The 20,598-nt window shown below is 37.0% G+C and carries 25 protein-coding genes and 1 pseudogene; 16 read left to right on the plus strand and 10 right to left on the minus strand.

The window, feature by feature from the left end; genetic code table 11:
- The first annotated feature begins 62 nt into the window (after positions 1 to 62).
- Positions 63 to 1,844 (plus strand): acyl-CoA dehydrogenase C-terminal domain-containing protein, encoded by a 1,782-nt coding sequence (locus H4J57_RS06615; RefSeq protein WP_182213733.1) that lies wholly within the window; start codon positions 63 to 65, stop codon positions 1,842 to 1,844.
- Positions 1,845 to 2,000: 156 nt separating this feature from the next.
- On the opposite strand, the gene H4J57_RS06620 is transcribed toward H4J57_RS06615, so the two are convergent.
- Positions 2,001 to 2,663: a hypothetical protein gene (locus tag H4J57_RS06620; RefSeq protein ID WP_182213732.1), complete on the minus strand. Its 663-nt coding sequence runs from the start codon at positions 2,661 to 2,663 to the stop codon at positions 2,001 to 2,003.
- Positions 2,664 to 3,020: 357 nt separating this feature from the next.
- On the opposite strand from H4J57_RS06620, the pseudogene H4J57_RS19975 reads away from it, so the two are divergent.
- From H4J57_RS19975 to H4J57_RS06645, 4 genes and pseudogenes are all read left to right on the plus strand, one after another.
- A pseudogene (locus tag H4J57_RS19975) lies at positions 3,021 to 3,482 on the plus strand (MlaA family lipoprotein).
- 158 nt (positions 3,483 to 3,640) lie between these two features.
- Positions 3,641 to 4,381, plus strand: coding sequence for a 1-acylglycerol-3-phosphate O-acyltransferase (locus H4J57_RS06635; protein WP_182213730.1), 741 nt, complete (start codon positions 3,641 to 3,643; stop codon positions 4,379 to 4,381).
- Between the two features lie 11 nt (positions 4,382 to 4,392).
- Entirely contained in the window at positions 4,393 to 4,746 is a 354-nt protein-coding gene (gene rraB, locus H4J57_RS06640; RefSeq protein WP_259364676.1) for a ribonuclease E inhibitor RraB, read from the plus strand.
- Between the two features lie 39 nt (positions 4,747 to 4,785).
- The gene (locus tag H4J57_RS06645; protein WP_182213728.1) at positions 4,786 to 4,944 is read left to right on the plus strand and encodes a hypothetical protein; all 159 of its coding nucleotides are present in this window, start codon (positions 4,786 to 4,788) and stop codon (positions 4,942 to 4,944) included.
- A 124-nt stretch (positions 4,945 to 5,068) separates the two neighbouring features.
- Here H4J57_RS06645 and H4J57_RS20275 read toward each other — a convergent pair whose 3' ends face one another.
- From H4J57_RS20275 to H4J57_RS06680, 7 genes are all read right to left on the minus strand, one after another.
- A complete protein-coding gene (locus tag H4J57_RS20275; RefSeq protein ID WP_182242304.1) occupies positions 5,069 to 5,509 on the minus strand; it encodes a FecR domain-containing protein in 441 nt (146 codons plus the stop codon).
- Between the two features lie 32 nt (positions 5,510 to 5,541).
- Positions 5,542 to 5,919: a FecR family protein gene (locus tag H4J57_RS06655; RefSeq protein WP_182242305.1), complete on the minus strand. Its 378-nt coding sequence runs from the start codon at positions 5,917 to 5,919 to the stop codon at positions 5,542 to 5,544.
- A gap of 245 nt (positions 5,920 to 6,164) precedes the next feature.
- Complete coding sequence (locus H4J57_RS06660; RefSeq protein ID WP_182242306.1) at positions 6,165 to 7,265, minus strand: phosphotransferase enzyme family protein; 1,101 nt, start codon at positions 7,263 to 7,265, stop codon at positions 6,165 to 6,167.
- Between the two features lie 310 nt (positions 7,266 to 7,575).
- Complete coding sequence (locus tag H4J57_RS06665; RefSeq protein ID WP_182242307.1) at positions 7,576 to 8,886, minus strand: ATP-binding protein; 1,311 nt, start codon at positions 8,884 to 8,886, stop codon at positions 7,576 to 7,578.
- A gap of 3 nt (positions 8,887 to 8,889) precedes the next feature.
- A complete protein-coding gene (locus H4J57_RS06670) occupies positions 8,890 to 9,585 on the minus strand; it encodes a response regulator transcription factor (RefSeq protein ID WP_182169277.1) in 696 nt (231 codons plus the stop codon).
- A gap of 31 nt (positions 9,586 to 9,616) precedes the next feature.
- Complete coding sequence (locus H4J57_RS06675) at positions 9,617 to 10,087, minus strand: DUF3019 domain-containing protein (protein WP_182242308.1); 471 nt, start codon at positions 10,085 to 10,087, stop codon at positions 9,617 to 9,619.
- The gene (locus tag H4J57_RS06680; protein WP_182213719.1) at positions 10,077 to 10,940 is read right to left on the minus strand and encodes a MipA/OmpV family protein; all 864 of its coding nucleotides are present in this window, start codon (positions 10,938 to 10,940) and stop codon (positions 10,077 to 10,079) included. Before H4J57_RS06680 ends, H4J57_RS06675 begins: the two co-directional genes overlap by 11 nt.
- Before the next feature lie 492 nt (positions 10,941 to 11,432).
- Between H4J57_RS06680 and argR the strand changes: the two genes are divergently transcribed.
- The 3 genes from argR to H4J57_RS06695 all read left to right on the plus strand — a co-directional run bounded on the left by argR (position 11,433) and on the right by H4J57_RS06695 (position 12,912).
- Entirely contained in the window at positions 11,433 to 11,903 is a 471-nt protein-coding gene (argR, locus tag H4J57_RS06685; RefSeq protein WP_070375764.1) for a transcriptional regulator ArgR, read from the plus strand.
- Between the two features lie 207 nt (positions 11,904 to 12,110).
- Positions 12,111 to 12,596: a hypothetical protein gene (locus H4J57_RS06690; protein ID WP_182242309.1), complete on the plus strand. Its 486-nt coding sequence runs from the start codon at positions 12,111 to 12,113 to the stop codon at positions 12,594 to 12,596.
- Between the two features lies 1 nt (position 12,597).
- Positions 12,598 to 12,912, plus strand: a complete 315-nt coding sequence (locus H4J57_RS06695) for a helix-turn-helix domain-containing protein (protein WP_182221753.1) — start codon at positions 12,598 to 12,600, stop codon at positions 12,910 to 12,912.
- A 51-nt stretch (positions 12,913 to 12,963) separates the two neighbouring features.
- Here H4J57_RS06695 and H4J57_RS06700 read toward each other — a convergent pair whose 3' ends face one another.
- Positions 12,964 to 14,067, minus strand: a complete 1,104-nt coding sequence (locus H4J57_RS06700) for an aldose epimerase family protein (RefSeq protein WP_182242310.1) — start codon at positions 14,065 to 14,067, stop codon at positions 12,964 to 12,966.
- Positions 14,068 to 14,319: 252 nt separating this feature from the next.
- Positions 14,320 to 15,141 carry an AraC family transcriptional regulator gene (locus tag H4J57_RS06705; protein WP_182242311.1) on the minus strand — a complete coding sequence of 274 codons (822 nt, stop codon included), beginning with the start codon at positions 15,139 to 15,141 and terminating at the stop codon, positions 14,320 to 14,322.
- 163 nt (positions 15,142 to 15,304) lie between these two features.
- On the opposite strand from H4J57_RS06705, the gene H4J57_RS06710 reads away from it, so the two are divergent.
- The 8 genes from H4J57_RS06710 to H4J57_RS06745 are packed head-to-tail and all read left to right on the plus strand — an operon-like array spanning position 15,305 to position 20,535.
- Positions 15,305 to 15,790, plus strand: a complete 486-nt coding sequence (locus H4J57_RS06710) for a YHS domain-containing (seleno)protein (RefSeq protein WP_070375769.1) — start codon at positions 15,305 to 15,307, stop codon at positions 15,788 to 15,790.
- Positions 15,791 to 15,814: 24 nt separating this feature from the next.
- Positions 15,815 to 16,132, plus strand: a complete 318-nt coding sequence (locus H4J57_RS06715) for a co-chaperone YbbN (protein ID WP_182242312.1) — start codon at positions 15,815 to 15,817, stop codon at positions 16,130 to 16,132.
- Between the two features lie 30 nt (positions 16,133 to 16,162).
- A complete protein-coding gene (locus H4J57_RS06720) occupies positions 16,163 to 16,447 on the plus strand; it encodes a DUF2282 domain-containing protein (protein WP_182242313.1) in 285 nt (94 codons plus the stop codon).
- A gap of 3 nt (positions 16,448 to 16,450) precedes the next feature.
- Positions 16,451 to 17,329: a DUF692 domain-containing protein gene (locus H4J57_RS06725; protein WP_259366810.1), complete on the plus strand. Its 879-nt coding sequence runs from the start codon at positions 16,451 to 16,453 to the stop codon at positions 17,327 to 17,329.
- Positions 17,326 to 18,153, plus strand: coding sequence for a putative DNA-binding domain-containing protein (locus H4J57_RS06730; protein WP_182242314.1), 828 nt, complete (start codon positions 17,326 to 17,328; stop codon positions 18,151 to 18,153). The genes H4J57_RS06725 and H4J57_RS06730 overlap by 4 nt, the downstream gene beginning before the upstream one ends.
- Positions 18,154 to 18,155: 2 nt before the next feature.
- The gene (locus H4J57_RS06735; protein WP_182242315.1) at positions 18,156 to 18,638 is read left to right on the plus strand and encodes a DoxX family protein; all 483 of its coding nucleotides are present in this window, start codon (positions 18,156 to 18,158) and stop codon (positions 18,636 to 18,638) included.
- A 54-nt stretch (positions 18,639 to 18,692) separates the two neighbouring features.
- Complete coding sequence (locus H4J57_RS06740; RefSeq protein WP_182242316.1) at positions 18,693 to 19,271, plus strand: thioredoxin domain-containing protein; 579 nt, start codon at positions 18,693 to 18,695, stop codon at positions 19,269 to 19,271.
- A gap of 58 nt (positions 19,272 to 19,329) precedes the next feature.
- Complete coding sequence (locus H4J57_RS06745; protein ID WP_182242317.1) at positions 19,330 to 20,535, plus strand: bifunctional alpha/beta hydrolase/OsmC family protein; 1,206 nt, start codon at positions 19,330 to 19,332, stop codon at positions 20,533 to 20,535.
- Positions 20,536 to 20,598 lie beyond the last annotated feature (63 nt).

The following is a 20,598-nucleotide window of genomic DNA, read 5'->3' on the forward strand; positions in this document are numbered from 1 at the left end:
TGTTTCAAAAGTTAAATTACAATGTTATTTGTCGTAACATTTAAAAATATTAGGGGAATACCGTGGCTGATTATCAAGCACCATTAAAAGATATGAATTTTTTGTTATATGATGTTTTTTCAATGGAAGCAATGTGGCAGTCAATGCCTACCTTATCAGAGCATGTCGATCGCGAGACCGCGCAAGCCATCTTACAAGAATGTGCAAAAATAGCTGAGCAAGAAATTGCCCCGCTTTCACGCCAAGGTGATGAAATTGGTGTAAGTTTCAATGAAGGTAAAGTAACAACCGCTCCAGGTTATAAAGAAGCATTTAAAACTTACGCTGATGGTGGTTGGACAGGCTTAGGTGGCGAACCTGACTTTGGTGGTATGGGTATGCCTAAAGTGATCACGGCATTACACGAAGAAATGCTCTGTTCAGCAGATATCGCCTTTTCATTATATCCAGGGCTAACCGCTGGTGCTGGCTTATCGATTGCTAAGCATGCGACAGACGAATTGAAAGAGCGCTATTTAACACGTTTGTATGCAGGCGACTGGATGGCAACCATGTGTTTAACTGAACCTCATTCTGGTACTGATTTAGGATTGATTTACACTAAAGCTGTTCCTGAAGACGATGGTAGCTTTGCCATTAGTGGTACAAAAATATTTATTACTGCCGGCGAACACGATATCACTGAAAATATTGTCCATTTAGTATTGGCGAAATTACCCGGTGCGCCAGCCGGCCCTCGTGGTATTTCACTATTTTTAGTCCCTAAATATCAAGTCAATGACGATGAGTCATTAGGTGATTTTAATAATGTGAGCTGTGGTTCCATTGAACATAAAATGGGTATTCACGCTTCAGCAACTTGTGTAATGAATTTTGATAGCTCAAAAGGTTACTTAGTTGGCGAAGAGAATAAAGGCTTAGCCTGCATGTTCACTATGATGAATTTTGAACGTATTGGTGTTGGTATTCAAGGTATTGGTGCGGCAGAACGTTCTTACCAGAATGCTTTAGAATATGCAAAAGAACGCTTACAAGGTCGTTCATTGTCAGGCGCTAAGTATCCAGAGAAAGCAGCTGATCCTATCATTGTTCATGGTGACGTACGTCGTATGTTACTTAACATGAAGGCATTAACTGAAGGTTCACGCGCATTGTCTACGTACATTTCAATGACACTGGATATGGCAACCTATGGTGAAGGCGAATTAAAAACTAAGGGTGAGAGTTTATCAGCTTTAATGACTCCTTTAGCGAAAGCCTTTTTTACCGATTTAGGTCTTGATAATACCGTTGCAGGTCAACAAGTCTTAGGTGGTCATGGTTATATCCGTGAATGGGGACAAGAGCAGCTGGTTCGTGATGTACGTATCGCACAAATATACGAAGGCACTAATGGCATTCAAGCGATGGACTTATTAGCAAGAAAAGTAGCCGCTAGTAAGGGCGAGTTAATGCAGACTTTTATCAATGAAGTGAACACTTACATTGAACAAACTTCTGCCGATAACATGCAAGAATTTATTCAACCTTTAAAAGATGCCAATATTGATTTAGCTGAATTAACTCAGCATATCCTTAAAGCAGCGCAAGGGAATATTGAAGAGTTAGGAACATCGGCTAACGATTACCTGCATGTATTTGGTTACACAGCAATGGCATTTGTTTGGGCTAAAATGGCTGAATCAGCTTTGGCTAAAGAAAGTTCAAGTGATGAATTTTATGAAAGTAAAATAAAAACAGCGCGCTACTACTTCGCACGTTTGTTACCTCGTCGTTTGTCATTGACTGCGTCGATAAAAGCGGGTTGTGATACCTTGTTTGATATTGATGAAAGCTTATTCTAGTCAGCTAAAATAACATTAAATAGCATGATAAAAAAAGCGCTACCATTTTATGGTAGCGCTTTTTTATTGATCTCACAGCGACCCTTGCCATTCTATTGATGTTTTAGCGCCCCTTTTGTGGTGACGAAATTCTATTGATCTTACTGCGACCAAAGATTAAAAAATATAGGTGGTGCCAAATATCGCTACTTGTTCTTTTTGAATATTATTAATAGGTAAATTGTTTGTAGAATCTTCATGAGCTGTTGATGTTAACCCTCCGCTCACATACCAGTTATTGTTTATTGAATATTGACCTAGAATACCAAACCTAGCATAGGATTTTGCGCCGTTAATATCTCTGGAAGATACTTCGCTTGAAACAAAGTCATTACTGTAAAACTGGTAGATTGAGTGATCACTTAAAGACTCTATTTTTGCAGTAACAAGTAAGGCAAAATTTTCTTGTTGTAGTACTCGGTAACTGCCTTGAATAAAAAAAGTCTGTTCATTAATTTGATCAAGCCCCTGGTGTGAAAAACCACTTTGGGCACTAAAAGCTTTATTATCAAAAACGATCGCTATTTGGTGAGTTTCAGATTTGTTGATTAATCGTGTCTCAGATGGGGCAGTGGCTTTGCTTGTCAGAGGGAACCCTATGGCTTCTAAATCATAACCTTTATCTAAAGCCTCAAAAATTACCGCCGAATTGGCCCAGTCACTAATTAAGGATCCCTCTATAGCGCTTGGTACTATTTTTTCATCGTCGTAGGCTTGTGCATTAGGTAATACACTTAAGGTAAATAGTAGTGATAGCATCCATTTTATCAATATTTTCATGAGATAACCTATTCCAAAAAATTAATGTTTTTATTATTTTAATTAACTTTTACTAGATGTTAACTATAGGCAAGTATTGAAAAAAAGGCGTTATATTTAGCTTAAATACCACTTTATATCGCTTAATATTTGATTAGTCGAAGAATTAACCTTGGTCAACACAGTATAAAAAACAACGAGAGTATTTAGCTTAATAAAATATTGAGTGTGAAATAGTTGGCTTTAATGACCCTATTTATTTGTCTTTTATTGAAGGTAATGTCGAAGCGCCTCGAGTGAAGTTGTCTTTAGTCTATCAAAAAATAGCGGTTACTAATCGATATGACGATCCTTGGCAAGGGTTCAATCGACGTATGTATGACTTTATGCAAAAGCAGACGAATACATACTTTACCTGTTGTTGCTGGTTATAAAGCGATAACACCTGACTTTGTTGAAAGAGCGGTTAGTATTTTTTACAAACGTATGAGGGTTTTCTGTTTTTATCAACGCACTTTTACAAGTAAACCTAGTGTTGGCGTTGAAACTCTTGGTCATTTTACGGTAAATACCACTCTTGGTATTTTTGGTGTATTTGATGCAGTAACGAAAATAGGTCTAGATGAACAAAATGAAGACTTTGGTCAAACACTGGGTTAATGGGGCATTGCCCCAGGACCTTATTTAGTTTTGCCTATACTAGGCCCATCTTCGTTACGTGATGCTTTTGGGGTAGGAATTGATATGCTTGCCTTGCAAATCGTTATTGATGAATTAGATGCCCGTGGTGATAAAGAGATATTACAGACTTTTTTACGCAGTATTGATATGAGCGTTTAAAAGTTCTTTATATGAAATATAGAGAACTTCAAATAGCCCGATAATTTCCATTAGATAAATAATAGCTGTTTACCCCCATTTTAGTTAATAAAAAGGAATTTTGTTGTCGAACATCTATAAGGTATACTGCGCCGATATATATTAATTAGGATGTAAATTTGTTAGCCATAATTCGCTTTATTGTCATGACACTAGCTTTAGTCTTTATTTGTTGTGCTGCTTGTATTTATAGTATTTTACGACCCTTTCATCGTAATAATGTCTATCATACCTCACATTATTTGAGTAAGGTCTCTACACTTTTAGGCCTAACTATTGAGGTTAGAATACCCGAAAGTATTAAAGATATTGGACCTGCAGTTTATATATGTAACCACCAAAATAGCTACGATATTTTTACTGTTAGTGCAGCTGTTCAGCCTTCTACTGTTAGTGTTGGTAAAAAAAGTTTAAAGTGGATCCCTTTTTTCGGCCAAATGTATTGGTTAACGGGTAACATTTTAATTGATCGTTCAAATTCAAGTAAAGCCATTAATACCATAGCGTTAACTGCAAAAAAGATTACTGAAAAAGAGTTGTCTGTGTGGTTATTTCCAGAAGGAACTAGAAGTAATGGTAAAGGTTTACTGCCTTTTAAAACTGGCGCATTTCGAACAGCGCAACAAGCAAATGTACCTATTATTCCTGTTTGTGTTAGTAATTTACACGGCAAGATAAAATTAGGTCGTTGGAACAACGGTAAATTGATTATTGAGCTATTAGAGCCTATATATTTTAATAACCAAGCTAAAGAAAGTATTAGAGAAGTCGCTAACACCGCCCATAAAAGTATGCTTGTGAAAATTGCTGAGCTCAGTAAAGAGTCTGGAAACGAGCTAATCCTAAAAAATAAAGTTTAAAAATAGAGATCATGATGATAGATGAAGATTTGCAACAATGGCAAGATCACACCAATAATTTGGTGAATGCCCTTATCGAAGATGGTACCAACGAAGAGGTACATCACACTATTGAGCATCATTTTTCTAGTACAGATTTTGATCTGCTAGAAAAAGCGGCTATTACCGCTTTTAAAATGGGTTTAGAAATAGAAGACCCTGAAGAAGCCGAGCTAGAAAATGGTGATAAAGTTTTCGCTTTTGATATTATTACTGAACAACCGCTCGATGAAGAGATTATTTTCGAAGAGACTAAAAAAATGTTTGAGTTAGCCAGCCTTTGTAAAGTTGATTATGATGGTTGGGGGACTTATTTCGAAGAATAACCGTTAATGCTTAATTAATAATTTTAAAAGGACTTACTGATGGGATGGTTAGAAACACTACTTAATCCGGCAACACTCGCATTATTAATACCCATTATTGCTATTGTTGGCGCCTTTTCTGTTAATGCATTGAAAGCGCATCATAGGCACCAAGAGCGAATAGAAAAAATTAAGCAGGGTCTTGACCCTGATAGCTAATATTAATAATTTAATATGCTTAACCTTAAAACCTAAAAAAGCAAAGTCTTAGCACTTTGCTTTTTTAGTAAATGAGATAATACTTTTAAAAGCGGTATTCGGCGCCAGCTTAGCAATAAATGCTTTAGTGATTTTCTTCGGTGTTTAGGCTTAAGCGAATGATGTTATTATTTACTTTTTCGAATTGAACATTAAAGTTGTTTTTTAAAGATTCAAGTAGCCCATCGATATCGTTAGCTTTAAAGTAGCCTGATACTTTTGTTTGGTTGAGTTTACTATCAATGATTTCAAACTTTATGGTGGTATAGCGACTAACTTCAGTTAAAGCTTCATCTAAGGGTTGACCATTAAAAACTAACATACCTTGTTGCCAAGCGAGTACTCGCTGAATTTGTTCAAAAGACGTGCTTTTATTTGCAGTGAAGGCACTATTTTCTATGGTGGCAATTTCACCTGACGCAATCACTACCCCAGGCAAATTTTCTGTTGTTAACCTTGTTTGTTGTTTAACTAATTTATCGATGGGCTGGTATGACTCGGTAATTAAAACACGGCCTTTGGTCACAACAAGCTCGATATTTTTGTTTGATTTTTTTTCTATATTAAAATGGTCCCTAAGGCGGTAAATGATCTTTCACCCACCATGACCATAAAGGGTCGACTTTTATCTTTAGTAACATCAAAGCTCGCTTCGCCTTTTATAAGCGTTAATAAGCGCATTTTTTTTGAAAAATTGACTTCGATTAGGCTATTGGTGTTGAGCTTAACTCTTGAACCATCAGAGAGCGAGAATCGAGTCTGCTGACCAATGCCAGTTTGCAATGTGCTTACTTCCACAAATTGTTGTTCATTATCGTTTTTAGTAAATGTTGTGATGTTATTAACTAAGTTACTGGCAATTATCAATATAAATGCAATGCTTGCTAACATGGCGTATTTAACAAACCTTGGGGTGACGTTATTATATCGAGCCATTATTATTCTTATTATTATATTTTTAAAATAGTGTAGGTTAAAAAACAAACAATAACAACAAGGTCAAACTCGTCAAATATAAGATACTTTATTGGATTCTTCACTCATTATAACTTGTGTCTCTAATCGCAAAAGTGGCAAAGTAACACTCAATAAAGAAGGTAGAATTGATTGATTAGCAGGTCGTGTCGCCTTTAATATAACTTTACCCCGTTTATAAGTCTGACCAAAGGCAACAGCAGGGGTTAACTTATGGCGAGGGCACAATCAGTGGTTATTTTATTCAGTTTTTCACGATCCTTATGTAACAACTGATAAAGGTTAAGCTGATTTTTAGCACGTTCTACATTATGACTTTGATGCTTAACGTGAAAGTAATTATCTCCATCTAGATAATCAGTTAAGAATCGAACGCCGAGCATAAAAGGTAATAATTGTGCGCCAATTGTTAAGCTTTGTCGTTCAAGTGCCGACATTTTGTCACCAAAAGCTTCTATGTAGCCTTGCGCTAGCGCACTGTAAATATCAAATCTAACGGCCATCTTTGTTAAATCTTTGCCATCTTCAGGTAAATTTGAACAGCAAGTTCTTACCATGTCACCAAAGTCATGCATAAGATATCCTTGCATGCAGGTATCTAAATCAATGACAGCAAGTGGTTGGTTGGATTTAGCACAAAATAATAAATTATTAATTTTAGTATCGTTATGGGTAACTTGCAGCGGAAGTTGTTGGGTAAGGCTAGCGACTTCATCAATAAAAACTTGCTGTGCAAAACAAAAATCAACGAGTGCTTGGCATGAAGATAAACGCTGCTTAGCATTGGTATTGACTACCGTTTTTAAATCATCCATTCGTTTAGATAAATTATGAAAGTCAGGAATGGTTTCGGTTAATGATGTTGCAGAAAAGTCACTTAATGCTGCTGTAAATTGCGCAAAAGCTGAGCCAACCTGCCGTGCTTGTACGGGGTTTTCAACTTCTTCAACAGTAAAACAGTTCGGTATGTAGCCAATAGCACGCCAGTACTCTTTGTGTTCATCAATAACAAAAGGTTGTTTATCGATAGTTGGTATTTGCCATATTGGCGATAGCGAATATAAATTCTGCTGCTTTTTTGCTAATAAATGTTGGTTAATCAATTCCGCATTATTAATGACGTCTTCTGGCTTTTTGAAAACGTTTTTGTTTATTTGTTGTAAAACAAAATTATCGTTAATATTTCGCACTAAGTAAGTGCTATTAATTAAGCCATTCCCTAAAGGAGATACGCTACATTGATCAACAGAACATCGATAGTTCGTTAGCACTTGTTTTAGGGAGGTGTTATTAACAACTTTACTCATAGTTATTTACTGCTAGTGTTTAGTTTTGAAAAATAAAAAACAAAATAGTCCTTTATTTTAAAAGGCTTTAGTTAATTTTATCAAGATGAAATCAGGCGGTATACTAATAGAAAGTTATAAATATGGGAAGTTAAAGCTTTAGCATTACTCATATTTACCGTAAGTAGAGGGCGGCAATTAACTTAATAGGGTACTAATGCAAAATAGCAGTCACCAATTGGCCATTCTTTCTGTAAATGATAACGATAATAGCACACTCATCTTATTATCATCACAAGTTGTCTTGGTAGCAAACTATTGTAAATGTTTATTATTTTTCAATTTGACTCTGCGCTGGAAAGAGTAAAATAAATCGTGCACCTGATAAATGAAGACCTGCAATGACTTTAATGGTGCCTTGATGCCAGTCCATCACTTTAGCGCTAATAGCAAGCCCTAAACCAAAGTGTCCTTGCTCTCGTGAACGTGAACTATCAAGTTTTATAAAAGGTGAAAAAATGACGTCTCGTTTATCTTTTGGAATACCTTTACCGTCATCTTCTACTGCAATGGAAAACCCTTGCTGGGTTAGCTCTACCGATAATATGACTTGTGAATTGGCATGCTGAATAGCATTACTCACTAAGTTTAATGCGGCGCGATAACACCAATGAAAGTCTAAAGAATAGAATTTCTCTATGTTTAATGACTGGCAAGTTAATTTAATATTATGTTGTTCTGCTAATGATTGACAGTCGCTGGTCACCAGTTCAATGAGATTATTGACATCAATTAATTCGGTATTTAAATGAAAGCTCTGTCGTTCCATACCCGCATAGTCAAGAAAAGCAGTTGTCATATCTTCCATGCGGGTCAATTCGTTTTCCATACGCAAAAGATAGTTGTTTTTTTTGTTTAAATCATCACAGTCTAATGCGGCTTCAACGCCAAATCGCAGGCATGACATAGGTGTGCGAATATCATGGGAAATACTGCGGGCAAGAATTTTATTGTCAGCAACCAATTTCTCTATGCGCGCCGCCATATTATTAAAGCTGCTTTCTAAGGTATTTATATAAGATAAACGGTTATAAGGAACACGTATTGATAGATCGCCAGCGCCAATTTTAGCAGCGGCAAATGTCAGTAAATAAAGGCGACGAGTTAATGGCAACAGCCAGAGCAGTAAAATACCACAAATACCTAGATAGAGGATCAAGGTGAAAAGTAAATTTTCTTGTTCATTTTCTGGCACCATCGGTGGTAATTGTAAATGTATCAGCGTTTGTGGATACAAGGATATCTTTCTTAATAAATAAGCATCATCTTGAGAAGCGAGTAATAAACCACCTGATTGTGAGAGTTGTGCCAGTAAAGAGGGTGGCAAAGCAATGTTATCGGTACTTTCAAGTGAAACATTGACTTGAAAGTTCTTTGCTAATTGATTGGTTTTTTCTAATAATTCATCAGCTTTTATGCTTGATAACTGTTGCTCAAAACCATCAATGAGTTTCTGGTAAACCACTAACTCTGTATTTTCATGTTCATTACCTTGTTTTGCGACCAGTTTATCTAGTCCCCAACTTATAATGAATAATGCCCCCAACACGGCAACTACCATACTGATATACAAGCGTTTCATTTTTTATTCAGCCCACGCATCGGCCACAAATAAATAGCCTTTACCCCAAACCGTTTTAAATTTTTGTGGTTTTTGTGGATCGTCTTTAAATATTTTCCGTAGTGTTGAAAGCATCACATCAAAACGGCGATCTTGTCCGTCATATTCGCGACTTTTTAACGCTTTAAATACGGTGTCTCTGTCAACAACTTCGCCAGCATGGCTAGCAAGAAAAGTTAAAAAGGCAAATAAACTGGTCGATAATTCCACCTCTTCATTTTTATAGGTGACTCGCTTAGCTTCACCATTAATAATGAGTGAACCGAAGGTTATTATTTGCGTAGATGATTCGGTTGGAGCGCTATGCTTAAGCGCACCCGTTATTCTCGCTAGTAGGGCACGTGGACGAACAGGTTTTATTACGTAGTCATTAGCGCCGGCCTCTAAGCCTATAACTTCATCAAACTCATCCGCTCTAGCGGTGAGCATTATTATCGGTAATTGACTTTCCTGGCGAATCAATCGGCAGACTTCAATACCATTCAAACCAGGTAACATAATATCGAGCAATACCAATTGTGGTTGAAATTTTGCCATGGCGGCCATGACTAAGTCACCACGAGCGACATGATCAACAATAAAATTTTGTTCGCGAAGATACTCACAAACCCAATCAGCTAAGGTTAAATCATCTTCTACTAATAAGATTCGACTGGTCATTTTTTTATCCTTATTACATCTGACGTTAGCATTAAAATATACGCCAGCGACGTTTTCTTGGGGTTGCTTCGTGCACCCAGCTTACTTCTACTGCGGTTTCTGCAATAACTTGCTTGTCTTTAGAGGACATCAGCTGGAATTCAATTTTCTTATTTGATTCAAAATTAAAAATAATTTCGTTGCCATTGCTACTTTTCCAACATTTTATGTTTTGCTGAACTGTTCGTGCTGTTTTTTCTTGTTTAATCAATAGACAATAATCTTGCTTAATATCGCTAGTCCAATTTATTTTTACGTTAGCGTAGCAGGTTCTACCATATCGCAAAGCAATACAGTTAGCTGGCTGTGCTGAAAAGCTCACGTGATTTTCTGGCGATTTTTCGAGCTGCTGAACTTGTTTCTCCTGCGTTATTTCTGCGGCGACACTAGACGTCAAACCCGCGAATAAACAGCTTAATAATAACCACTTTTTAGCATGTCCTTTGCTAAATTTAAAAGACATAAAGTACCCCTAACATCACTTGTGTTAAGTGTTGCTGGCCAATCAGAGGGCTGTCATTATAAGAAGCAGAATAATAACTTTGAGTTACACCGCCATTAAACGACCACTTTTGAGATATAGGGTAGCGAGCAAATACTTCTAATTGTGCTTTATAACTGCTACCGGGTTTATAAAAAGAACGCATATCTGAAACTTCATTTTTATTAACACCGACAAAGTAATCAGTCACTTGTGCTGAATAGTGGGTAAGACCTGCGCCAAGATAAATGTCCCAATTTCTATAGGGAAGTAACTTGCTATAAAAGATATCAGCCACCCAGCCATCGGTGATAAGTGCGGCGACATCGACCGATAAAATAGCATCGTCATAAAAGTGGGAATAACGAAAGCCTAACCCTTCACCCGAGTCTCTTTCTTGTAAACCGAGTAAGGTGGCGATACCAGAGTCGCTATTTTTTATTAATTCTTTAGGCTGATAACCCTGTACATAAGTTTTGGTGATAATATCGAGTTCCCAATTGTCTTCAACAATGAGTTCGTAGCCTATTTCACCTCCTAGCGTGACAGCATCAGAGCGACGATGATTTGATTGGATAAAAAAACCTTTGTAATAAACATCAAGTAACAGTGAAATATTAAGGTAATCTTCAAATTCTGATGGCTCAACCCCCATTAATTGACTCTGTTGGTAAATACCTGAGATCCCACCCATAGCTTGCCAGCTGAATGTTTTATCAAAGACCGTAGTTTCATTTTCATGTTGTGGATCAGCAGCTAAAGCGGGTACTGATATAAATGTCAGTAATAAAAAAAAGAGTTGATAGGTACTTTTTATTAAGTTTTTACTCAACATAATTTACAGCCTATTAAGCGATCTGTCTTTGGAAGATGATTGTTCATGATTCTTCGATAAATTCTTATTATTTTTTATATAACTAAATGTTAACAAATGTAAGCAAATTTTGTCAGACATATGCGTTTGAAAAATGTTTAAAAATTGTAAGCAAGTAAATATGTATAACTATCGAGTAAAGTAAAATTGCTGCTTAGCGTCTCAGCAGTAAATCAAAAGCAACGAAGGGTAAATCCGTATACTAATGGAATGAAAGAACGGTACATCCTCGCGCAGAACTGTCATAAAAGTCTTTATATTCAGATGTTTATTACCCACTTTTTACTTTTTTTTGTTTTAGGCTAAGGCTTTATTTATGTAGCCTTGTATCCTTAGGTGTTATTTCTTTAGTGAAAATACAAAGTTAACACTACTTTTTATAAATTTGTCTAGGTGAATATAGTGTTAATCGCTTAAAATAAAAAATAATATAACCACTGTACCAGCGAAGATATGATTTCTAGCCGTAAAAAAAATGAAGCAGAATTAGTTTTAGCATTCAAATCCTTATTAAAAGATCAATGCTACGGTTCACAAAGTCAGCTCGCTGAAGCTTTAGATAAGCAAGGTTTTAAAAACATGTCACAAGCGAAAATATCTCGTTTGTTGTCAAAACTTGGCGCAGTTAAAATGCGTAACGCCAATACTGAAGTTGTTTATATTTTACCTGATGAGCTTGCAGTACCTAAATCAAAGCAATCTATTCAGTCAGTTGTGGTCAGTGTTAAGCATAATAATATGCAAATAATTTTGAAAACCGGTATTGGTGGTGCGCCATTGATTTCGAGAATGCTAGACAGTTTAGGTGAACCCGCCGGAATTTTAGGCACATTAGCTGGCGATGATACTATCTTTATTGCCCCGATAGATATTAATAGAATCGATGAAATCACCCAACAAATTAAAGATTTATTAGATGTATAGTTAACTAGGTTGACTTAGCATAAAAGAGGGCAACAATTATGTTGCCCTCTTTTATTTTGTGTTGTTTAATATTTTCAATACGTTAGTTTATGTGACACTGATGTTGTCATATGACATTTAGGGGTACTGTCACCTCAATGACGCAGACTTTATTACCGAAAAAAGTTTTACTGGCCTCACACCAATAAGACTAACTAAGGCAACATCATGGAAAATAATGTAGAAAACACGACAAAGAAAAACTCAGAAAAAAATATACCACCGAATATGACAACGGCTAAACGAGATTTGGAAGGTACGATAAGTTTTCGCAAGGGTTTCAACTATAGCTTTATTGAAGGTGACCATACGGTTTACTTAAATTGCTCAGCGGTTAATGGTAAAGAGCGACTTTATGTTGATGATGTATTAGTCTCTGGAAAATGGTCGTTTAGACGTAAATCAATTCATTATTTTTCTATTGGTGCAGACTCTTATGAAGTTGAATTACATGTTGTTAATATGTTTACCGGTGAAACTCACTGTACGTTAATCAAAAATGATGTCCATGTAAAAACACTTAAAAAAGCGCTAAAGAAAAGTCTTCAACTCAGTAAAGATAAACTCTGGTGGTTCATCCCAAGTTGCTTTGTAGCCGGTGCATTTTGTGGTTTTTTAGCCGTTAACGTTTTATTTATGTTGTTTGGTGAATAAGATGGATGTTAATGCCAAAAAAATTAAAGAGCTTCGCACGGCCAATGGCTGGACCCAACAACATTTAGCTGATGCCTGCGCTATTAGCTTAAGAACGGTGCAACGCGTAGAACGTTACGGTAATGCTTCTCAAGATACCGTACTTGGACTCGCGTCGGTTTTTGAAATAGCACAAACTGAGATAGTTTTACTTGAAGCGCTTGATGAAGCGTTTTCAGATGAAGAAGATAATAGTTTTAACCCAAATATGCAGATATTATTTGCGGCGTTATTTGGCGCAATGGCTGGTGCACTCATCATGTTTTTCGTTAAGTAATTACCAGCAGATAAAAAGGATCACCGATCCTTTTTATCTGTGATCTTCATTTTAAAGACAAGAAAAAATCCAGCGAGTCTTACTATAAAAATCTGCTTCAGGGGTCAATAGTACATTGTCGATAGAGCAACCCTTGTGAAAACTATTAGCGCGTTGGGTTTCTAAACAAAGTGCAGCGCGTGGCTGGTAACGGCAATGGTCTTTACCTATTTGGCTACCGTCAATATAATTGGCGGTATATAAAATTAAGCTAGGTTGGTCTGAATAAATACTTAGGCAACGGCCAGAGGATTTTTCGACAGCTTGTGCTGCAAGCACTTCTCCCCCTAAAGACTCTTTATTTAAAAGCCAATAATTGTCATAACCCAAGCCAATTTTTATTTGTTCATCTTCACCGTTAATTTCATCGCCCAAAGTGCGTAGGTCTGCAGCGTTGGTAAAATCATGAACCGTTCCAGCAACGGGGCCTTTTTCACCTGTCGGATAGACACGTTCACACATAGGTAAGAAATGGTTAGCATTAATATAAACTTGATGATCTAAAATATTACCACTGTCATGGCCAGCCAAGTTGAAATAACTGTGTTGCGTTAAATTGACTATAGTAGTTTTATCGGTGTGGGCAAAATATTCAAGGGTGAATTGGTTATCGTCATCTAAAGTATAAATTACTTTAAAAGTAACGGTGCCGGGAAAACCTTCTTCGCCATCGGGGCTAGTATAAGTGAGCACTACACTTGCCGAGCTGTTATTTTGAAATGTATTGGCTTGCCACAATTGCTTGTTAAGGGCTTTTTTTCCTCCATGAAGTTGGCTGTCAGGAGCATTTAAGGTCAGCTGAAAAGTTTCATCAGCAATACTGAAAGTCCCTTGCTCAATTCTACCGGCGTAGCGACCAATAATGGCACCTAGATAATAAGGGTCGTGTTCGTAGCTTTCAATGTTATCGTAACCTAAAACGATATCAGCAAAAATACCTTTGCTATCTTGGGTGTTAATGGCGGTGATTATGCCGCCAAAGTTAGTGATACTTATCTGAGTCCCACGGTTGTTTTGCAGGGTAAAAAGTTGTGTTGATTCACCACTTGATAATTGACCGAAATCAGCGCTTGTTAGTCGCCTAACGTTACTTTTATTGACTAAATGTTCTTTCACCAAAAATCTCCCTGCATATACCGCTATATTCTCATCAATAGATCATATTGAAGCTAAGTGTTTAAGCAAATAAAAATTGTAATGTTTTTAGTTCGCGGTTTGGCGGTTAAATAAAAATATATCAGTATTGCATAAATTTTTATTTATAATTTATTTTTCAATAGCTGGTTTTATTATTAAAGATAACTTCATTAATAGCAGCCAATTTTGGCTGCGTTGAAAAGGTAAGTCATGTCGCATAGTCAAATTAAGTTAGCGTGTTTTTTCAAGCCACTGCTTTGGGGATATTCCCAATTTTTTTCTAAACACCCGTGCTAATGCTGAGCCATTTTCATAACCAACCGCATTAGCCACTAAGGCCACAGATTTATCTTGTTTTAATAAGCCTTTAGCCACAACAATACGCCAATCAATTAAATAATCTCCAGGGCTTTGACCAACAGTACATTTAAAAATATCTGCAAATTTTGAACGGGACATCATTGCAAGCTCAGACATTTCTTCTAAGCTCCACTGATGCTGTGGCGCATCATGAACAGCTAATAATACCCTGGAGACTTGAGGGTGGGCTAATCCTGCGAGTAATCCGTGCTGCATAATATTGTTATCGAGTACATGGCGAAGTACATGAATAAGAAAGATATTGGTTAACGAATTAATCATAGGAAGTCGTCCACATCGTTCGTGAAACGCTTCTTCGAATAACCAATCTGCAGTTTGTTTCAGTTTTTCGTCTTCGCCAAGTGTAAAGGACATTCTCGTAGGCAGAGCATTAGCAATGGGATTAGAGGAGCTTTCGTTATAGATGATGTTAGCGCAAACTAATTCAGGAGGATTGTGCTCACTACCAATAATACGATGAGCATGAGGTGTTGGGAAAAATAACACGGTCGGTTCATTAATTAATTGAGGTTTACCCCGCTCATCAATCAGCGTTAACTCTCCACTGCGAAGTAAGTGCAAGTGTCCCTGATTTTGCTCGCGATTAAAATTACTAATACCACATAAATTTCCGGTAAAGAAAACCTCAGTATTCATCGAAAAGCGTTGCAAGATGACTGAAAGTTGATCCATTTTATCTCTCTTTATACCTATTCTGGACGATAGGGTTCAAAGTTAGGACTATCTCATTCCTTTTAGGTAATTGAAAGGCCTATATTATCAACCAAGGAAACATCCTTATTAATAAACAAACTTTGAACATGACAGAGTAAAAATTAATTACTGGAGCAACAAAATGAAAATTTCAACATTGATAAAATCTACCTTTGCGACTTCTGCCTTATTAGTTAGCAGTTTAAGTTTTGCAGCGAATATTGAAGTAAATGCCAATGGCAATGATTTAGCGATTAAAGGCTATGATACGGTATCTTATTTTACTAAAGGCTCACCAACGAAAGGCTCAGATCAATTCACTGCAGCTTACAACGGCGCTATTTACCAGTTTTCTACGGCAGATAACCGTGACCTTTTTAAATCTGAGCCAAGTAAATATGCACCACAGTACGGTGGTTTCTGTGCCTTTGGCGTTACGATGAATAAAAAATTTGATACCGATCCGATGGCCTGGCATATCCGTGGTGACAAATTATATTTAAACCTCAATAAAGACGTGCAAAAAAAATGGGTAACAGATATTCCGGGTTATATTGAAACCGCTCAGACTAATTGGACCGATATTAAAGGGTTAACAGAAGCGCAAATTGAAAAAATTTACGACTAATATTCACCCATTAGGTAAGGTTTGATGATGAAACAACTAACATTAGATGACTCAATTGATGATCTATTATCTCAGCATCAATATTCACTGTTATATTTTACTGCTTCATGGTGTGGACCTTGTAAAACAATGTCTCCTATTGTTGAAGGAGCCTCTGATCTGATGAAAAATAGATTTAACACGATTAAAATTGATGTCGATAGTATGGCAAGTGTAGCTGCTGATTATGGTATACGTAGTGTACCTACGCTGATGTTGGTGAATAATAGTGCAATTATTGACCAACGTGTAGGTGGCTTACCACAACAACAATTAATACAATGGTTAGAGCAACGGACCTAGTTGCTCATTTAAACAATAATAGGATAAATGATGAATAATAAATTATTAGTAAGTGCAGCACTAGCTGCAGTAATTTCGACAGGTATTGTTGCAACAGCAGAAGCAGCAGATAAGAAAGAAAAATGTTATGGCGTAGCAAAAGCGGCACAAAACGATTGTGCAAATTTAGCGGGTACCCATTCATGTGCTGGTCAGTCAAAGGTTGATAACGATAAAGGTGAATGGAAGCTAGTAACTAAGGGTACTTGCTCAACACTTGGCGGACTATCAAAAGCAGATGCTAAAAAACTTTATAAAGCAACGAAAGGCGCTTAAATAATGAGTATGTCGGTATTAAACAGTAATGTAATGATAGGCGTTGGTCTAAGGCACCCTCATTTTACCGACATACTAACTCAGCCCAAACAGGTTGATTTTATTGAAGTACATTCGGAGAACTTTTTTGGTCAAGGCGGCGCTGCGTTATCTGTACTTAAACAAGTTAGAGAGAAATACCCAGTCAGTTTGCATTCAACGTCAATGGGGCTTGGCTCTGCACAGAACATTCCGCAGTATTACTTGGATCGTTTGAAAAAATTAACGGAAAATATTGACCCATTTCTTATGTCTGAACATGCCTGTTTTACTTGGGGACAGCAACAAGGGCAAGTTATTCACAGTGGTGATCTGTTACCGATTGCCCATACTCAGCAGACGTTAGCCTCGATGTGTGAACAAGTTGAAAAAGTACAAGATTTTTTAGGGCGAGAACTTATCATTGAAAATGTTTCTGCTTATATAAAGTTTGATGAAAGCCATCTTTCAGAGGCTGAATTTTTAACACAGCTCTATCAACGTACGGGGGCAAAAATATTATTAGATATTAATAATATTGCCGTTAATAGTGTAAATTTTGATAACGGCGATATTCAGCAATCTATAGCTGATTATATTAATGAATTACCCGTGGCGAGTGTGGCACAAATTCACTTAGCCGGTTGTAGCATACCTTTGGTAGGAGAGTTAACCATTGATGATCATGCTTGCCCCGTTTCTGATGAAGTTTGGTTAGGCTATAAAAAAGCGCTAACCCGTTTTGGGGCACTGCCAACACTCATTGAATGGGACAGCGATTTGCCCGAGTGGTCAGTACTGGTTGCTGAAGCTAAAAAAGCGCGTGATATTGCCCATGCGGTATTAGTGAGAAAGAGCACATGAGTGAACAACCTGAAATTGAGCTAAGCATTAATGAACCAGGTAGAAATGAACCCAATAAAAGTCTCCAGCAAACATTGCTAGACGTTATTTGGAATGAAGGTTCAACCGTCTTAGAACAATGTGGTTTTGACGCTAAAGGTATTACTGTTTATCGACGAAACCTACTGGCTAACGCTCAACGAGCATTGACGATTAGTTTTCCAACAGTATTTGAATTGTTAGATAGTGATATTGGCGAAGACCTAGTTTATCAATTTTTAAGGAGATCGCCACCAGACCAAGGCGACTGGGCTCTATGGGGAGAAAATTTTTCTCACTTTTTAGAAACAACAAAAATAGCTATGATTTATCCTTATATTTCTGATTGTTCTGCTCTAGATTGGCACATTCATTGTGCATTAAATGGTCGTGATCAGACCTTGGTACAAACGTCATTGCAAGTGCTTGGTGAAAGTGAACCTAAGGATATTTTTATTGAATTTAATCAGAATGTGCGCGTGTTGAAAACAGCATTTCCATTAGAAAATATTTTTTATGCACATCATCATGAAGATGAACTTCAACGAAAAATGGCAATGAATAATGCAAGGCAAGCACTATCAGTAAAACCTTTAGAACAATTTGTGATGGTTTACCGTCCTGAATATCAGCCAAAAGTAACAACATTAACTATAAATGAAGGTCTTTTTATCAATGACTTACTGGCTGGTAAATCATTAGAACAAGCCCTTAATGCAGTAAATCATGACAACGAATTTTCATTTGAACAATGGCTGATTAGTGCTATTGAGCGTAACTTAATTTATTATTTTAAAGAGAAATAACCATGGATACTTTACAAAATCTATTCTTACAAACCAGCTTTTTTTATCGTAATGTTGCCAGTAAAATTAGTATGTTAGAACCCGTCGCATTGTTAGCTGCGCGTTTTTATGTTGCTTGGGCCTTTTTTGCCTCTGGACTAACGAAGCTCAGAGATTGGGAGAGTACACTGATGTTATTTGAATATGAATATCAAGTACCTGTATTACCGTTTGAATTAGCCGCTTATTTAGGTACAGGTGCAGAAATTATTTTACCCTTGTTATTAATGGCTGGATTAGCGAGTCGATTTTCTGCTTTAGGTTTGTTTTTTGTTAATATTGTTGCTGTGATAAGTTTAGAAGATATTGCGCCAGTCGCCTATGCTGAACATGTATTATGGGGAGTATTACTCGCATTGGTTGTTATCTTTAATGGTGGGCGCTTTGCATTAGACCGACTTGTTGAAAAACAGTTATTCAATGGCAAAGTTTCAACAGTCTCATAGGTAATTTATTTAGCTATAATCATCAATGATAAGTAATACAGGGAAATATTTGTAATGACTATACCTATTCCTCATCGCCCGAGCGGCTTCCTTCTTGGTGATGCAGCAGCACTTATTACTCTTGATGCTTTTATTGATATTCAATGCCCACATTCTCGCACTATCTGGCCAACGTTACTGGCAGTGTCTAAACATTATAAAGATAAGCCTGTCAGTCTTAGAGTGCATTTAATCACCCTAAGCAATCACCGACAGGCTTGGGATATGAGTTTAGGGCTCTTTGCATTAGCACAGGGTGACGCCAGTAAATTTTATGATTTCACAACATTTATATTTGAGCGACAAGCACAATTTTATAATGATAAGTTTTTACATAAGTCTCACTATGATTTAATTCAATTGATAGCCGATTTTTCTGAAGAGCATGCCAACGTAGACCGCGAAAATTTTATTAAAAGCATGAATAATAACGATACTTACATCCAGGCTCGTACTCCTATTCGTTATGCTGCCACCAAGGCTGTATGGGCAACACCAACATTATTTATAAATAATGCTGGTAAAGTACCGTTAGATCACCAATCAAGGTTAACCGACTGGCAAGCGGTTATCGACCCACTGTTGCTTACTTAACGTCATCTACGTATAGCACGTAAGTTAACGCCGTTAATTAACACACAGGAGAGAACCGATGAGAAAAAAAGTAGAATTTCCTAGCCAAGGTCAATATCTAGCAGGTTTGTTAGAAACGCCTGATCAAAAAACTCGAGCCTATGTACTTTTTGCCCACTGTTTTACTTGTGGTAAAGATATAGCGGCAGCATCACGTATTAGTCGATTTTTGGTGCAACATGGTTTTGCCGTTTTTCGTTTTGACTTCACTGGCTTAGGAAATAGTGACGGTGATTTTGCCAATACTAATTTTTCATCCAATACTGAAGATTTACTGTCAGCCGCTCACTTCCTTGAAAAAAATTATCAAGCTCCTCAACTTTTAATAGGTCATAGTCTTGGTGGCGCGGCTGTTTTAGCTATGGCTTCACAACTTCCAAAAGTTAAAGCCGTAGTAACGATTGGTGCCCCATATGAGGCAAGCCATGTTATACATAACTTTGATGCACACCTTGATAAAATTGAACAAAGCGGTTCGGCGAAAGTGAGTTTAGGTTCTCGTGAATTTACAATTAAGAAGCAATTTTTGGATGATTTACGTAATCAAACGACAGAACATATACAACACTTGAATAAAGCCTTATTGGTCTTACACTCTCCGATTGACTTAACCGTAGATATCGCAGATGCAGAGAAAATCTACAAAGCGGCAAAACACCCTAAAAGTTTTGTTAGCTTAGATACCGCTGATCACCTTTTATCCAAATCAATTGATAGTGAATATGTTGCTCAAACAATTTCAGGGTGGGCGAGTCGTTATCTTCCCGCGCCTGAAATCTCGACTGTTAACATTACAAAGGGACATGTTTTGGTTGCTGAGCTTGATCACAAATTTCAGCAGGAAGTTTTTAGTGATAGCCATCACTGGTATGCGGATGAACCGACTCAGTCAGGCGCGAAGAATTCAGGTCCAGATCCTTATGAACATTTACTTGCTGCTCTAGGTACTTGCACGGCAATGACCATCCGTATGTATGCCGACCACAAAAAAATTCCGCTTCAGCACGTTGAAGTTTCTTTATCCCACGAGCGTAATTATTTAAATGATGCAGACAAAGCGTCAGAGCATGATGAAAAGATAGAATCATTACTTCGCAAAGTTCAGTTGTTTGGGCCGTTAAGTGATAATGAAAAAAAACGATTAATGGAAATAGCTGACCGTTGTCCAGTGCATCGAACATTGCACAATAATCCGCAAATATTAACGGTATTGATTGATGGTTAGGCTAATGTATCTAAGTTTATGTACCTAAGTTTATGTATCTAAGTTTATCTACCTAAGATTAAT

The organism is Colwellia sp. BRX8-7 (assembly GCF_014077275.1).
GTDB lineage: Bacteria > Pseudomonadota > Gammaproteobacteria > Enterobacterales > Alteromonadaceae > Colwellia_A.

Bases quoted from the DNA above. Each gene is read 5' to 3' on its own strand.
- H4J57_RS06620 (WP_182213732.1), bottom strand. From the start codon at position 2,663: ATGAAAATATTGATAAAATGGATGCTATCACTACTATTTACCTTAAGT.
- rraB (WP_259364676.1), top strand. From the start codon at position 4,393: ATGATGATAGATGAAGATTTGCAACAATGGCAAGATCACACCAATAAT.
- H4J57_RS06645 (WP_182213728.1), top strand. From the start codon at position 4,786: ATGGGATGGTTAGAAACACTACTTAATCCGGCAACACTCGCATTATTA.
- H4J57_RS06655 (WP_182242305.1), bottom strand. From the start codon at position 5,919: ATGGCTCGATATAATAACGTCACCCCAAGGTTTGTTAAATACGCCATG.
- H4J57_RS06660 (WP_182242306.1), bottom strand. From the start codon at position 7,265: ATGAGTAAAGTTGTTAATAACACCTCCCTAAAACAAGTGCTAACGAAC.
- H4J57_RS06665 (WP_182242307.1), bottom strand. From the start codon at position 8,886: ATGAAACGCTTGTATATCAGTATGGTAGTTGCCGTGTTGGGGGCATTA.
- H4J57_RS06670 (WP_182169277.1), bottom strand. From the start codon at position 9,585: ATGACCAGTCGAATCTTATTAGTAGAAGATGATTTAACCTTAGCTGAT.
- H4J57_RS06675 (WP_182242308.1), bottom strand. From the start codon at position 10,087: ATGTCTTTTAAATTTAGCAAAGGACATGCTAAAAAGTGGTTATTATTA.
- H4J57_RS06680 (WP_182213719.1), bottom strand. From the start codon at position 10,940: ATGTTGAGTAAAAACTTAATAAAAAGTACCTATCAACTCTTTTTTTTA.
- argR (WP_070375764.1), top strand. From the start codon at position 11,433: ATGATTTCTAGCCGTAAAAAAAATGAAGCAGAATTAGTTTTAGCATTC.
- H4J57_RS06690 (WP_182242309.1), top strand. From the start codon at position 12,111: ATGGAAAATAATGTAGAAAACACGACAAAGAAAAACTCAGAAAAAAAT.
- H4J57_RS06695 (WP_182221753.1), top strand. From the start codon at position 12,598: ATGGATGTTAATGCCAAAAAAATTAAAGAGCTTCGCACGGCCAATGGC.
- H4J57_RS06705 (WP_182242311.1), bottom strand. From the start codon at position 15,141: ATGGATCAACTTTCAGTCATCTTGCAACGCTTTTCGATGAATACTGAG.
- H4J57_RS06710 (WP_070375769.1), top strand. From the start codon at position 15,305: ATGAAAATTTCAACATTGATAAAATCTACCTTTGCGACTTCTGCCTTA.
- H4J57_RS06715 (WP_182242312.1), top strand. From the start codon at position 15,815: ATGATGAAACAACTAACATTAGATGACTCAATTGATGATCTATTATCT.
- H4J57_RS06720 (WP_182242313.1), top strand. From the start codon at position 16,163: ATGAATAATAAATTATTAGTAAGTGCAGCACTAGCTGCAGTAATTTCG.
- H4J57_RS06725 (WP_259366810.1), top strand. From the start codon at position 16,451: ATGAGTATGTCGGTATTAAACAGTAATGTAATGATAGGCGTTGGTCTA.
- H4J57_RS06730 (WP_182242314.1), top strand. From the start codon at position 17,326: ATGAGTGAACAACCTGAAATTGAGCTAAGCATTAATGAACCAGGTAGA.
- H4J57_RS06735 (WP_182242315.1), top strand. From the start codon at position 18,156: ATGGATACTTTACAAAATCTATTCTTACAAACCAGCTTTTTTTATCGT.
- H4J57_RS06740 (WP_182242316.1), top strand. From the start codon at position 18,693: ATGACTATACCTATTCCTCATCGCCCGAGCGGCTTCCTTCTTGGTGAT.
- H4J57_RS06745 (WP_182242317.1), top strand. From the start codon at position 19,330: ATGAGAAAAAAAGTAGAATTTCCTAGCCAAGGTCAATATCTAGCAGGT.